The sequence below is a fragment of the Peptococcaceae bacterium 1198_IL3148 genome (genome assembly GCA_036763105.1).
In the GTDB taxonomy this organism is placed as follows: domain Bacteria; phylum Bacillota; class Desulfotomaculia; order Desulfotomaculales; family Desulfohalotomaculaceae; genus JBAIYS01.
The window spans coordinates 151,364-164,545 of sequence record JBAIYS010000006.1 but is presented as its reverse complement, the minus strand read 5'-3'; the positions used below and the strand labels follow the sequence as shown (position 1 = coordinate 164,545).

Annotated in this window: 15 protein-coding genes and 3 tRNA genes; 9 read left to right on the top strand and 9 right to left on the bottom strand. The window is 41.4% G+C overall.

From position 1 onward, the window contains the following. The first annotated feature begins 51 nt into the window (after window positions 1-51). The 4 genes from V6C27_07950 to V6C27_07935 all read left to right on the top strand — a co-directional run bounded on the left by V6C27_07950 (window position 52) and on the right by V6C27_07935 (window position 1,828). Window positions 52-126: transfer RNA gene (locus tag V6C27_07950), tRNA-Gly, on the top strand. 17 nt (window positions 127-143) lie between these two features. Next, window positions 144-219, top strand: a tRNA-Asp gene (locus tag V6C27_07945). Window positions 220-225: 6 nt separating this feature from the next. Then, window positions 226-300, top strand: a tRNA-Gly gene (locus tag V6C27_07940). Between the two features lie 979 nt (window positions 301-1,279). Further along, window positions 1,280-1,828 (top strand): hypothetical protein, encoded by a 549-nt coding sequence (locus V6C27_07935; protein ID MEG6616355.1) that lies wholly within the window; start codon window positions 1,280-1,282, stop codon window positions 1,826-1,828. Between the two features lie 41 nt (window positions 1,829-1,869). Here V6C27_07935 and V6C27_07930 read toward each other — a convergent pair whose 3' ends face one another. Continuing rightward, window positions 1,870-3,150, bottom strand: coding sequence for an ATP-binding protein (locus tag V6C27_07930; protein MEG6616354.1), 1,281 nt, complete (start codon window positions 3,148-3,150; stop codon window positions 1,870-1,872). Window positions 3,151-3,316: 166 nt separating this feature from the next. Here V6C27_07930 and V6C27_07925 point away from each other — a divergent pair, with 166 nt between their 5' ends. From V6C27_07925 to V6C27_07915, 3 genes are read left to right on the top strand one after another with little or no spacing between them, the layout of a single operon-like run. After that, a complete protein-coding gene (locus tag V6C27_07925) occupies window positions 3,317-4,093 on the top strand; it encodes a spore coat associated protein CotJA (protein MEG6616353.1) in 777 nt (258 codons plus the stop codon). 22 nt (window positions 4,094-4,115) lie between these two features. Continuing rightward, on the top strand, window positions 4,116-4,388 hold the full coding sequence (locus tag V6C27_07920) for a spore coat protein CotJB (protein ID MEG6616352.1): 273 nt from the start codon (window positions 4,116-4,118) through the stop codon (window positions 4,386-4,388). 15 nt (window positions 4,389-4,403) lie between these two features. Next, complete coding sequence (locus tag V6C27_07915; protein ID MEG6616351.1) at window positions 4,404-4,976, top strand: manganese catalase family protein; 573 nt, start codon at window positions 4,404-4,406, stop codon at window positions 4,974-4,976. A gap of 99 nt (window positions 4,977-5,075) precedes the next feature. Here V6C27_07915 and V6C27_07910 read toward each other — a convergent pair whose 3' ends face one another. From V6C27_07910 to V6C27_07885, 6 genes are all read right to left on the bottom strand, one after another. Next, window positions 5,076-5,660 (bottom strand): DUF6657 family protein, encoded by a 585-nt coding sequence (locus V6C27_07910; GenBank protein MEG6616350.1) that lies wholly within the window; start codon window positions 5,658-5,660, stop codon window positions 5,076-5,078. A 17-nt stretch (window positions 5,661-5,677) separates the two neighbouring features. After that, on the bottom strand, window positions 5,678-6,649 hold the full coding sequence (locus V6C27_07905; protein ID MEG6616349.1) for a TIGR01212 family radical SAM protein: 972 nt from the start codon (window positions 6,647-6,649) through the stop codon (window positions 5,678-5,680). 139 nt (window positions 6,650-6,788) lie between these two features. Then, a complete protein-coding gene (gene pdaA, locus V6C27_07900) occupies window positions 6,789-7,754 on the bottom strand; it encodes a delta-lactam-biosynthetic de-N-acetylase (GenBank protein MEG6616348.1) in 966 nt (321 codons plus the stop codon). Window positions 7,755-7,925: 171 nt separating this feature from the next. Then, a complete protein-coding gene (locus V6C27_07895; protein MEG6616347.1) occupies window positions 7,926-9,689 on the bottom strand; it encodes a VWA domain-containing protein in 1,764 nt (587 codons plus the stop codon). Between the two features lie 44 nt (window positions 9,690-9,733). Then, window positions 9,734-10,582, bottom strand: coding sequence for an AAA family ATPase (locus V6C27_07890; protein MEG6616346.1), 849 nt, complete (start codon window positions 10,580-10,582; stop codon window positions 9,734-9,736). A 197-nt stretch (window positions 10,583-10,779) separates the two neighbouring features. Further along, window positions 10,780-11,331: a MarR family transcriptional regulator gene (locus V6C27_07885; GenBank protein MEG6616345.1), complete on the bottom strand. Its 552-nt coding sequence runs from the start codon at window positions 11,329-11,331 to the stop codon at window positions 10,780-10,782. 144 nt (window positions 11,332-11,475) lie between these two features. Between V6C27_07885 and V6C27_07880 the strand changes: the two genes are divergently transcribed. After that, window positions 11,476-11,907 (top strand): peptidylprolyl isomerase, encoded by a 432-nt coding sequence (locus tag V6C27_07880; GenBank protein ID MEG6616344.1) that lies wholly within the window; start codon window positions 11,476-11,478, stop codon window positions 11,905-11,907. 35 nt (window positions 11,908-11,942) lie between these two features. Here V6C27_07880 and V6C27_07875 read toward each other — a convergent pair whose 3' ends face one another. Continuing rightward, entirely contained in the window at window positions 11,943-12,323 is a 381-nt protein-coding gene (locus V6C27_07875; protein MEG6616343.1) for a hypothetical protein, read from the bottom strand. A gap of 126 nt (window positions 12,324-12,449) precedes the next feature. Between V6C27_07875 and V6C27_07870 the strand changes: the two genes are divergently transcribed. Next, entirely contained in the window at window positions 12,450-12,692 is a 243-nt protein-coding gene (locus V6C27_07870; protein ID MEG6616342.1) for an Rdx family protein, read from the top strand. A gap of 38 nt (window positions 12,693-12,730) precedes the next feature. Here V6C27_07870 and V6C27_07865 read toward each other — a convergent pair whose 3' ends face one another. Continuing rightward, window positions 12,731-12,979 carry a hypothetical protein gene (locus V6C27_07865; GenBank protein ID MEG6616341.1) on the bottom strand — a complete coding sequence of 83 codons (249 nt, stop codon included), beginning with the start codon at window positions 12,977-12,979 and terminating at the stop codon, window positions 12,731-12,733. Between the last annotated feature and the right edge of the window lie 203 nt (window positions 12,980-13,182).

Here is a 13,182-nt window from a genome sequence, read left to right as displayed (position 1 = left end):
CCTGTCAAGCCGGAGATCGCGGGTTCAAGTCCCGTCAGTTCCGCCATTTATGCGGAAGTGGCTCAGTGGTAGAGCATCGCCTTGCCAAGGCGAGGGTCGCGGGTTCGAATCCCGTCTTCCGCTCCAGTTAAAAAATTTAAAGTGGAACTGTGGTGTAGTGGTTAACATGCCGGCCTGTCAAGCCGGAGATCGCGGGTTCAAGTCCCGTCAGTTCCGCCATTTTATGCGGAAGTGGCTCAGTGGTAGAGCATCGCCTTGCCAAGGCGAGGGTCGCGGGTTCGAACCCCGTCTTCCGCTCCAGTTGGAGAACATCAGGATGATAATTCCTGGTGTTTTCTTTTTATATTTTCAGCATAGGGGTGAGCCAATGGAACTAACCCACCGGGTAGCAAACGATAGCGTTGGACACACTGTAGAAAGCCTGTTGCATAACAAGTTGGGATTCTCTCGCAGCATGATTCGTAAACTTAAGCGGCATGCAGGGGTAGAGATTAATGGGCAGAGGGTGCATTTAAATCAACGGGTGCAATTGGGAGATGTAATTCATATCAATATAAAACCCAGTGAAGCAACCGACATCACCCCCCAGCCAATGGAGATAGACATTATTTATGAAGATGAACACCTACTGGTGACAAACAAGCCCCCCGGTATGCTGGTACACCCGTTAAAACATGAACCATGTAATACGTTGGCCAATGCAGTGTTATATCACTATCAACAGCAAAAACAGCCGTTGTGTTTTAAACCGGTTTCAAGGCTGGACCGAGATACTTCCGGTTTGGTGGTGATTGCTAAAAACGCCTATGTTGGTTATCAACTGGCCCAACAGTTGCATACCAACAAGTTTGTTCGACAGTATACAGCGGTGGTGCAGGGGAGGGTCAGACAACCCCGGGGTGTAATCGCACTGCCCATTACCCGTTGTCCCGATAACAAAATTAAACAAATGGTCTCCATGGATGGGCGGCATGCAGTAAGCCATTATCAAGTGGAACAACATCTAAAGGACAACACGGTGGTTAAGGTAAGGCTGCAAACAGGGCGCACCCATCAAATTAGAGTGCATATGAGCTTTATTGGTTATCCACTTTTAGGAGATAATTTATATGGCGGACAAAGGAACACCATAAATCGTCAAGCGCTACATTGCCATTATGTTATGTTAACTCACCCCATAAATAAAGAGCCACTGCAGCTAACTGCGCCACTGCCGATGGATATGCAGCAATTATTAATTGGTTGACATTAAAATTATATATTTTAGGAGACGGTTCTGATGTCTAAAAATAAAATAGATTATCAAAAACTTTATCAATTAACCGCCGATGTTACCCCACTAAGCGGTGACTGTGGCCAGTTGTGTGGTGGTATCTGCTGTCGTTCTGACAGTGATAATTCTTTAGGTATGTACCTTTTTCCCGGCGAAGAAGTGATGTTTAGCCAAAGAGAAGATTGGCTGCAATGGGAGCAACGGGACCCCCGGGAGGATAATTTCCCAGAATCTTGGCAGGCACCGGTTAACTTTGTTAGCTGCACAAAACCTTGCCCGCGGGAAAAACGCCCGCTAAGTTGTCGCTTTTTTCCTCTGGCGCCGCACTTATTAAAAGATAATACCCTATTGTTAATTCATGAAACCTTAGCGTTACCATATACCTGCCCCCTGATTGAAGACAATATGGCATTAAGGCCAGATTTTATTGAGGTGGTGGCCCAGTGTTGGCAGGAATTATTGAAAAGCCCGGACATCCGCGATTTGGTGGAGATGGATTCTCGGGAAAGGGAGCGCGACGGGCTACTGCCCACCGTTTTGTGGTGGGGTGATTAGCAAAGAGGCTGCTGCAAAACTTTGCAACAGCTTCTTTTGTTCTATTTAAGTGTACCCTCCAAATAATCCACAAACTGTCGCGCAACTCTGCCTGAACGACCGCTGTGTCGCAATTCCCATTGTATTGCTTGGCGATGTAACTCTTCTTTAGGAATATTTAATCCCCTACCGGTGGCCAATCCTTCCACAATGGCTAAATACTGCTGTTGATTAGGCGAAATAAAGGTGACCGTTAATCCGAACCGATCAGACAGTGACAGCTTTTCCTGCATAGTGTCACCGGCATGCACGTCATCCTGTTGGCGTTCACTATGGCTTTCCCTAATTAAGTGACGCCGGTTAGAGGTGGCATAAATTAAAACATTTTTAGGTTTGGTCTCCACGCCACCCTCTAAAACTGCCTTTAAGGCCTTGTATTCCACTTCAAAATCTTCAAATGACAAATCATCCACAAATAAAATGAAGTATTGGTGCAGTGTACTTAGTAGGCGAATAATTACCGGAAAATCTGCCAAGTACTGTTTGGGTACTTCAATCAATCTTAGGCCATCGGTACCATAACTATTCACCAGTGCTTTGACGGTGGAAGACTTACCTGTGCCGCGATCACCATAGAGCAAAACGTTATTTGCTGGGTAACCCTTTATAAATGCTTCGGTGTTATCAACGATTTGTTTTCTCTCCCAATCATAGCCAATTAAATCCGATAGCTTGATGGGATCCGGGTTATTGACACCGATAACATTCTGCTTTTCGCCATCCCACAATAGCGTGTGAAAACGGCCAAATATTCCTACTCCAGCTCGGTGATAGTGATTGATTAATAAATCTACGCAATCTCCCCAATCTGCTGCATTGATTAAGGCGCTCGCTGTATTGGAGGCGCTAAAATTTTGCTTTGATAATTTACCAACATGATAGAGGTTGTCCCACAAAGGAATATTAATTAAATTTTTACATATTTTTTGGGCGTTTAAGTTAAATAAACTTTGCAGAAAGCGGAGGTCCTGGATAGCAGCATTTCGTAGGGATGGACTAATGTTAACCCCGTAAGTGGCTGCTTGCCGGGTGAAGGGGTTATTCGCCATGATTATTAAATTTAAGAGGTGATTTTGCCAACCATCATTTACATAATGATCATCATTTTCCATTGCTGTGCTCAGTATAAAAAACAACTGGCCATACTGGGGCTGAGCATTATTTTTATTAATGCTATTTATAAATGCTAACATTGCCTGTAGCACATCATCATTAAGCAAGTCACGGTAAACGGTGAGTTGGTTTATATAATTTACTGTATCTAATCCGTTGTAACTATCCATTTAGTCCTTCACTCCTGTTGACAATTGATTAAGTTAACTATTAAATTATAAAACTTTAAAGATAATACCACAAGTAAAGTTCCAAATTAATTAATATTGTGTTATTTGTGGCAATCCATGGAATGAGTGCATATTATATCAAAAATGTTTCGAAGGAGGTACCTTTATGCAAATAACCTTCAAGCCAAACAACGATAGACCTCAAAAGAAGGTTAAGGAAGTTCCAGACAAATTATTTGGTTCTCCCACTAAAGAGAAAATTAATATTGAAGAACCTATAGAAGAACCTATAGCAGAAGAAACACCAAAACAAAAGGCCGGATTTGTGGTTGATGACACTGTGCCGGCAGAGGAACAGTTTGTATCTGAAAATGCTGGGCAGTGGGATAATAGCAATCAATGTCCAGGTCAGCCGGATGGTCCTCAATGCCCGGGACACAAACCGGGCTGGGAATACCCAGATTGCCAACCGGGGTATCCCGGCTATCCTGAATACCCTGAAGAAGAGCCAGAATATGATTATCCGGATTATCCAGATTATCCGGAGTGTCCTGAAGAAGAACCAGAGTATGATTACCCAGAATACCCAGATTGCCCTGAAGAAGAGCCGGAATATGATTATCCAGAGTGCCCAGAGGTTGATCCAGATTATGACTATCCAGAATGTCCTGCCCCTGGCCCTGAGCCTGATTGTCCCAATGGTCACAGATGCGAGCCCTATCCTTATCCGGGTAGATACTATCCCTTACAGTGCTTAGGTTACGCTTATATCCCTTGGCAGATATTTGGACGCACCTATTCGCCCAATGAAGCCCTTAGAAGAGGAACGATGTTCCCTGAATTATATAGTCCTTACTATTTAGATAGAAAGCCTCCAGTAATACCTGAGCCTTACCTAAACTACAATCAGCGCCTACGGATGAAGTCTAAAAAACGGCGTTAATTTTATGGAGGGAGGTAAAATAATGTCTAATCAAACTTTAGATAGAAGATGCATGAGATTATTGCAGGAGTTAATGGAATGGGGCTTTGTGCGCTACGAGTTACAGCTTTTCTTAGATACACACCCCAGAGATAGAAGGGCCTTTGAGGAATATTGCAGAGCAGCCCGCAGAGTTCACGAACTAACTATGGAGTATGAACGGTATTGTGGACCGTTAATGCTTCACGGTCATTGCCCCGAGGGCTATCCTTGGCAGTGGATTGAAACACCATGGCCATGGGAAATAGAATATTAGGAGGGAAGCTACCCTATGTGGATATATCAAAAGAAACTTCAATACCCAGTGCGTGTGAGCCAACCGGATGTTAAAATGGCTAAGTTTTTGCTTACACAGTACGGCGGCCCGGACGGGGAGCTTTCAGCAGCATTGCGCTATCTGAATCAGCGTTACACCATGCCCACCAAAATAGCCCGCGGCCTGCTGACAGATATTGGCACAGAAGAATTGGCGCACCTGGAAATGATTGCCACCATGATTTATAAACTGCTAAAGGGTGTACCGGTGGAAGTACTAAGGCGCGAAGGGCTAGGTGGCCACTACGCGATCCATGACAGTGCACTGTTTTATGTAGACCCCAATGGCGTACCTTGGACCGCAGCTTACATTCAAGCCCAAGGTGACCCGGTTGCTGATTTAACGGAGGATATGGCTGCGGAGCAAAAGGCCCGGCAAGCCTATGAACAATTGCTTAGCCTAACGGATGACCCACTGTTGAAAGATGGCATCCGTTTCCTGCGGGAGCGGGAAGTGGTACACTTCCAACGTTTTGGTGAGGCGCTGAACAATGTGCAAGGGTTTATGAATTCAAAGAAATTTTTTTAGGAAAGATAAAGAGAGGCTAGGGGCTGTTACAAATTTTTTTGCAACAGCCCCTTTATGTATTGTTAATAACGAAACCCAGGTGTCTTTTACCTTTGCCCTTTATTTAATTGCTTTAATTTTATCCTTTGTTGCTTGTAATGCTCCCTCGAAACGCTGGTTCAATTGACCAATAACCTTTAACATTTCGTTTCTATACTCGGGATGTTTTTCCATGTCAAAGTCCACTTGCTGACCATATTGGGCTTCCAACTGCTGTCTGGCGGCTTGAAATTTTTGAAATAGTTGAGCCTGTACCGAGGCTTTGGTTTGTTCAACTGCTTGTCGGTAGTAATTAAATAGATGCTGTAGTTCTTCCACAACAGGTTGTAAAGCTAGTTTATCTTCTTTTATCAGATAAAAACCTTCCAACGCTTTAATATTTGAGTGCATGGTGTTATCGTCTTCCGGTAGCGCAATATTTTTTAACAGCGTATCTTCCATGCCTTGGTAAATATATACCAATTTATCTGCAGAGTAACTGGCCAGCTCATCGGTGATGCCATTATTATTCAAAAACTTTCCTGCCAAAACTTGACCCTTTGGTACATATTCCATCCGCTGTAATTCTTCGTCAGATAACCTAGGAAAAGTAGCTGCCCGTTCCAATGCTTTCTCTAAAGCAGATTTTATCTTGCCGTCACCCATAACTATAACCCCCGTTTTTAAAATTCTTTAAACTTAGCTTTAATTGCTTTGCCATTTAAATAGTTGAATTTTTTGCCTTGGTAAGTATCAATATGCTTTAATCTGTTTTCGATGCTTTCTTTAATTAACCACCAACTGATGCCCCAATTGGAGAAGAGGTTTTTCTCTCTGGGACCTTTACCAACTAAACGTTGAATGACAATGTTGGGATCTAAGTATTCAAGAAAAGTAACCACATGGTCTATGTATTGGTCCAGTGATATAATCTCAAATTCGCCCCGTTGGTACATCTCTCCCAGTGGGGTGTTTTTAACCACATACAGTGAATGTAGTTTGACATAATGGATGCCCAGTGCCGATAAAATTTTGGCGTTTTCAATGACATCGTCTTTGTTGTCCCAGGGTAGATCTAAAATGATATGGACACAAATTTCAAACCCCCGGGCTTTAATGCGGTTAACGGCATCGATAAACTCAGCCAGTGAATGGCCGCGGTTTATTTTTTTTAATGAGTGGTAGTTAACCGTTTGTAAGCCCAGTTCGATATTAATATCCAGTGACTGCGGATGATTTTGCTGCAAATCATATAAAAAATCAAGGTAATGATCATTAATGCAATCGGGTCTGGTGGATATGGAAATGCCTACAATATCTGAATCCGATACAGCTGCCTGGATATTGGCCTTAAATTGTGATAACGGCATATATGTATTGGTGAAGGCCTGAAAATAGGCAATGAATTTATGGGCGTTAAAGCGCTTTTTAAAAAAATTTTTATTGGTTTTGATTTGTTCTATCACAGATAAAGTATTGGGCAAGCATTGAAAACCGGCACCTTCTTCATCACAGAAGATACAACCGCCGTTACCGACAGTACCATCTCGGTTAGGGCAATTGCCTGGCATATTAACCGGTAGTTTATATACCTTTTGGCCAAACTTTTGTTGCAAGTGGGTAGAATATACCCGGTAGCGCACTTCTTCAGTCATGATAATGCTCCTTTGTTATAAGAACATTTCTGATACTATCATCCTTAAAAAATATAGGTACTAAAAGTCTGCTTTTAGTACCTATAAATATTATTGCACATTTTATATTAATTAGCCACCTGATATAACAATATTATCATTACCTGCCGATTACACCAAAGGTATAACCCGCGCTTTTTAGGTCTTTAATGATTTGATCTAAGGCATTGGCATTGTCGGAGGAAACGGCGTGCAACAATATTACTGCACCATTATGAATGTTGGACATAACGTGGTTATGGGCATATTGCCAACCCTTTTGTTGATCCACCAACCAGTCTTGATAGGCCATACTCCAAAATACTGACTTATAGCCTAAATCTTCGGTGATCTTCAGAGTTCTTTCACTCCATTCACCCCGGGGTGGCCTAAATAAGTACATGTCATAGTTTATCAATTCATTTAATTGGCTCTCCAGTCCTTGGATCTCTTGTTTTACCTGTTCGGTGGAAACCTCCGGCAAACTGGGGTGATTTACCGAATGGTTACCCACAATATGTCCTTCGGCAATCATGCGCTTTACCAATTCAGGTTGATCTTTCAGGTAAGCAGCAGTAATAAAGAAGTGTGCTTTAACGCCATTGGCTTTCAATACGTCCAATATTTGTTTAGTATAGCCATTTTCGTATCCTTCATCAAAGGTTAAATAGATGGTTTTTTCATTGGTATTGCCTAAATAAAAACCGTTGTATTTAGTGACCACCGGTCCTACCCAACCAACACTGGGTGGTTGATGTTGATCGTTGCGAGTAAAACCCCAACCGTGTTTGGTATTGTCATACTGGGCGTAACTTTGATCAGTATCCGGTTGAACCGGAGGGGTTTGTTCTTTTGGTTCTGCGTTTTTATCAGTTTTGATTTCTTTTTCAGCCACCGGTTCTTTAACCGCTTCATTAACAGGTTTATTTTGCTTTGCCGGTGGTTCAACGTTGTCGTTGGTGGCCTGTTGGGCAATGACATTACTTTCCACCTGGGGTACAGAGTTATCCTGTAACAAAGATTGGTTGGCAAAGGCCAATATACCCAGTGAGAATGCTCCAACGAGAAGTATAATTGGTTTTTTCAATTTCATCACCCCTTTGTCAAACATTATATAGGGAAAAAGTTACAAAAGTTTTACATATTATATAGCATTACACATTTTTTGAGATTTATCTATGATATTTTAAATTAAGCTTTAATAATATTATGACAAAAAAAGGCACTAATTCAGTCAGAATTTAGTGCCTTTAATAAATTACTCCGATTCCACTAAGGTTTTAAGCAGTTTGCCAAATTGGTTTATCACTGTATAGTAATCGCTCCAAGGGATGCTGTGTTGGTAACCATAGGGTGATACCTGTTCACTGATGGATATGTGGATTAATTTGCAACCCATGTTTTGTAAGCGCCGGGCCTGTTCTTTAACTAAATTCTTTTCTCGGCCCGGGTTGGGGTTGCCGTCTGCCAGTACAATTAATATTTTAGGTACCCACTGGCGACCTTCCTTCAGCAACCGATTGGCACAGTGTTTTAGTGCACTGCCTTCGGGGGTAGTACCGTCTGCCTCCACCGTTCCCAGCCGTTGTTTATTGTTCAGAGTGGGGGAGTAAAGTTCCGTTATATCCACCAGTACCTTTTGACTGAATCCATAGACCCAGGTTTGGACTGAATTTATGGGCTCCATGGCCTCCACAAAAAGTGTAGCCAAGTTACGGGCCAAGTCTAAGCGGGTGATATTGTCAGTTATTTTGCTAGTCATGGATGCACTGCAGTCCATCAGTAAAGCCATGTCTAAATTTCGTGTCCGGGTTTCAATAATTTGGGAGCGACTAAATATTTTATTGGAAAATGGTGCTTGGTATAGCGCATCATGATCTAATTCACCACTGGGTAAACCATATTGATTAAAGACTTGCCTGGTATTGGCCCAGCTTAGTTTGTTTCTTAACCGAATAATATGCGGGTAAATGGTTTCGCGAGATTGTCGGTAAATTTCTGGCGCATCCTCAGTAATCACTGGTTTTCTAAAGGTAACCATGGCAGCAGGGGGAGTGTCCGGTTCGTGGTAGCCCTGACTGTTTAGTTCATCTAGGTTAGCTAAATGCACTTCCTCCTGCCGCAGATTTTGTACCATCTGTTGCATGTTTTCTGAGATGCTGGCGTTATTATCCTGGGTATTTTTAGAACCATTATATTTATTTTGATCGTTATACTGGTCAATAAAATTTACCGGCTTGCTGTAGGCAACGTCATGTTGAATAATGTTGCCAAATAACTCGTTATATACTCTTAGTGCCAAGTTTCTGGGGTTTACTTTAAGCAAATGCTCAAACTTTGATGCCGTCAAACGGGCGTCAACCACTTCCGCCGCCTTGCGCACCCTAGCGATATCAGATACATAACCGGTGGTTGATTGTAACATCAATATCAAATCAACGGTTCGTTTGTTCAATTCATAATCCATTAAATTTTCACCTTTAATTTCCGGGGGATGCTTTTTACCCAGATCAAAGGTGTAATAACGATATTTTTTAAAATAACCTTGGTAGCCAGGGTATAATAGCGTAGTTAACCTCTCAACATAAATATCTTCCACCAGGTTGCGCACCGCCCCCATAAAGGGGTTACCTGGTATTTCGGTATAAAAGGTAACATCTGTGTATTGGGCGTGAGCCGCTTCGTGTAAAGCCATGCCGGTGAGCACATCCACAGAATCTGCCAGCGAGTATCCCCCGGGAGGGTTGATGATGGGTTTGGCATTTAACGTAATAATCCCCTGGGAAAGGTCCGTTACCATATCTTTGGATGAAAAGTTTACTTTAAATTTTTGTTTCCCATGCACAATATCCACAATTCTGGCCACAGCATTTAGTACTGCCACCAGAGTATAGGCTTGGGATTCGTCAGCGTCCTGCTGGTCGCTAGTTTCGGTAGAAAAAAGTTTGGCATGACTGGTTACTTTGCTGGGTGTGGCATCCAAACCACTGCCGGTGAGCCAGAAATCTGATAAACTGGCCATTTGCATCACCTCCTGGCGCAATGCTAAACAACTGACGGGTTTGATTAAGGCAAATAAGCTTGGATAACCTGCAACACTGTTGTTTGCTCGCTGTCCATCCCACCGTCCGGTGAATAACGATGCACATAGGTGTATTTCAGTGCTGTTTTCAATGGCTGATCACGGCGAAGCAATGCTGCAGCAGCAATGGCTGGTCTAAAACCGGTGGCTTTGCTGAGACTTTCTTCGTGGTAAAGATCATTTAATTTGTGGGTAATACGGGCTAAGAGTTGTGCCTGCTCTGTATTCACCCCATGGTTATTAACCAGTAGTTCGGTCATGATATCAACCGGAGGCAATTCCAACCTAACGGTTTCAAAACGGTCTTCCACCGCGGCGTCCTCCATAAAAATCCCGGTATGACTACGGCCCCGGTTTTCGGTGGCGATAAATATACACTGGGGGTGTACTTTAACGGTTTCCTTAGTTTCTTCAATAAATACTTCACGGTTATGGTCAAGGATAGTGTATATGGAGTTGTGAATATCCGGTGTTACTCGGTTAAACTCATCTAAAGCAACGATGCCCGGGCGTTGAATGGCATCGACAAATTGTGATTTAACAAAAACAGTTTTACCATCGACAAATTCCCAATGGCCGAACCAATCCCTGGGGGTACGGATTGCCCCGACGTTTACCCGATGAAAGGGCAATTTGTGTGCATTGGCTAACCTTTGGCAAAGTTCGGTTTTTCCTGTGCCAGGATCGCCCGTTAGCATAACGTTTAACTTTGAAAACATTAAGTCTTGTATTACCGATAGTTTCTCGCTATCTATATAAAAACCAGGCAATGTGTCTACATTGCTTCCCCAATCTTGAGGATCAATTACTTTGATGGAATTTTGTGTAGACATTTTGAATCCCCCTTATTAACCAAAATTTATACAAGTATTGTACAGCAAAATAAATTAATTTTTGATGATTTATGTCATACATATGTATTGGCTTAAGTATACTATTTTGGTGTATATTTTGCAATTGATTTATTAAAATTCACATTAAAAAAATGCCAAGATAGAGGCCGGTTAAATACATGCCCTCTTTGGCATTTTTAGTGACTTAAAGGAGATAAATTGTCTTGTTTTTCCTTGGCGGTACACTCCAACGGACAACTGTCTTGGTGCTCGATGCCACACTTCAAACAAATTTCATTATAGTCCCGAATATCAATCAGACCAGATTTAATAAAGGCTTGAATGCCTTGCATTAACGCATCCCTTTGGGTTTCACTCATGCGGTCAATAACTTTTTTCCAACCATTTGTTTCGGCCTGGGTAGCTTTAGAAACCAGTTCTTTTCCGAGGGCTGTTAACTTTAGTACGGTGGCCCGTCTATCACCGGCATGATTAACCCTTTTAACCAGTCCCTTTTTTTCTAACCGATCGGTCATTTTGGTTACTGCTGCATTACTGATTAATAATCCTTCGGCTAAATCACTTAGTAAATTACTGTCATGTTGATTTAGGTATTTTAGGGCGGTAAATTGCGAAGGGGTGATGTCAATTTCTTCACACAGGTGGCGGCGTGATTCTATTTTTATTTTTTCAAAAACCCGCACAAAAAGCTCCGCCAGGTTACGTGACTTTTTTATTTGATTACTCATTATTTTCACTCCTGATAGAGATGACTTATATTAGAGTTTAACTAAGTTAAATAAGATTGTCAATATTTATTATATAGGTAGTATTTGTCAAAAAGTTAGGATATAATAGTATTGTGTGAAAAATGATGGGAGGTTTTACAACCAATGAAAAAGGCAATTATCGAGACAGATAACGGGAACATCGTTATAGAATTATTTGAAAAAGATGCCCCCGGCACTGTGGCAAATTTTGAATCTTTAATTAAAAAAGGATTTTATGATGGTCTTAACTTCCATCGGGTTATTCCTGGTTTTGTGGCCCAAGGCGGCTGCCCCTATGGCACCGGCACTGGTGGCCCCGGTTATACCATAAAATGTGAGACCGAGGGCAATCCTAATAAACACGTTCGTGGTGCATTATCCATGGCCCATGCCGGTAAAGATACCGGTGGTAGCCAATTCTTTATTGTTTATGAACCCCAACCCCACTTGGATGGCGTGCATACAGTGTTTGGTCAAGTAATTGAAGGTATGGATGCAGTGGATAAAATTAAGCCCGGCACTAAGATGAATAAGGTAACAATTGTAGAAGAATAAGGAATAACCGAAAGGAACCGCTTGCGGTTCCTTTTTTAATGGCTAGTTTTTTTCCGTTTTTTCACTTTTCTAGTACTTTGGCCATTAACATTAAAGGGCAATTGTACCTGATCTCCCTTTGGCAAATATCTACGGGAATATGGTAAAGAGTCACCTCGCTGTTTCAATAATAATACGCGTTTGAAATCTAAACCCATTATCGAGCAAACCACAGACAGAATGGATTGTTGCTGGTGGTTTTCTAAGCCTTGGTCATAGAAAGTAAATTGCATGGCCAAAATATCATTCTTCTTTATATGCCGATATACAGTGACCAAATGTACATCGGTAAGATTATGAAGTTGTTCGGCAATGGAGCTATCTTCAGTGTAAGTTGCCCAATGTCCTTTTCCCAAATACCAAATATCATTAATCATCATAGTAAAAATATACTAGCCTGCAGAGCGCTTTTCCTGCCTAATAAATAAAAGTTGGCCTAAATTGATTGATTAATATTTGTTTGGTATGATGGATAAAAATAAAATAAAATAGGGGATGATGTTGTGGCTAACAAAATTATTATTGAGTACTGTATTGCTTGAGGGTATTTAGCTAAAGCTGTCAGTTTGACAGAAAAATTATTGCGGCAATACAAACACAACCTGTCTGGACTAGAGTTAATTCCTTCGGGTGGCGGGGTCTTTGAAGTGAAATTTAACGAAAAACTGCTTTTTAGCAAGAAAAAACTAGGCCGTTTTCCCCAAGATGGTGAGGTAGAACAGTTAGTGCAAGCAGAGCTTGCCTAATAAAGCCGGGAGTTATCCCGGCTTTATTATTTTTAGTATTAAAATATTAATTTATCCAAGTGATCTAAAATATCATTATCCATATCATTAACCAAATGTTTAATTCGATTATAACCGGTGGGTGCAGTTCCATCCATGCGATCTATAAAGTATAGGTCATTGCGTTTAAAAATTTTAACCCGGTTATTCACAGGTCCAATAATGAAGTCTTCAAAAACTTGGGTGTTGTAATCTATATACAGCAACATTTTTACCTTTTTCCTATTTTTAAATCCCGCCCGTGCCATTAGATCACCCCTTTTTTATATTTTGTGAAATTTTTCTATTGTTAATCTAATTAGACATGGCTTTAACAATTCCTCTTTTTATAATCAAAAAAAAAGCAAAAAATAGTATAGTAGAAAATTTGCGAAAAACTTGATGAATTGATGGTACATTTTATTGGCACAATACATATAAATTTTTAATGAAGATTATATTTTCTGGAGGT